At 73.3% G+C, this 570-nt stretch carries 1 protein-coding gene; it reads right to left on the bottom strand.

Annotated elements, in window-relative coordinates; translation table 11 throughout:
• Positions 1 to 570: MFS transporter (locus ACFPZL_RS14140; protein WP_382336050.1), on the bottom strand; the 570-nt coding region annotated here is incomplete at both ends.

The raw sequence follows: 570 nt of genomic DNA, 5'->3' as shown, positions 1-570 counted from the left end.
CGGCGGTGCCGCCCAGCGCGAACTGGGCCGTGCCGAGCAGCGCGGATCCCGAGCCGCGGGCGTGGCCCGCCCGCATGAGCGCGAGCGTGCTGGAGTTCGACATGGTCAGCGCCGTGCCGCAGCCGAGCGCGAACGCGCAGGCGATGAACGACGCGATCGTGAGCGTGCCGGTGATGACGAAGGCGAGCATCCCGAGCGCACCGACGAGCAGGACCACCGAGCCGATCGCGAGCATGCGGGCCGGACCGACCCGGGGGCCGAGCCGTGCGTTGACCAGGTTCGTCGCGATGAAGGCCGTGGCGCCGGCGGTGAACGCGAACGCGTAGGCCACCGGGGACATGCCAAGCACCTGCTGGCCGACGAAGGGCGAGGCGGAGACGTAGGAGATCATGGCGGTGAACCCCAGCGCGTAGGCGAGCAGCAGCAGGACGAACACGCGGTCGCGCAGCAGGCCGCCGAACGGTCGGAGCGTCGAGCGGAGGCCGCGCGAGAGGCGCTTCTCGCGGGGCAGCGACTCCGGCACCCCGCGCCAGGCCGTCAGGAGCATCGACGCCGCGGTCACGGCGAGGC

Source organism: Leucobacter soli (assembly GCF_042659205.1).
Lineage (GTDB): Bacteria > Actinomycetota > Actinomycetes > Actinomycetales > Microbacteriaceae > Leucobacter > Leucobacter soli.
Note: the sequence above shows the minus strand (reverse complement) of the source record. Positions and strands in the feature narration are given on the sequence as shown.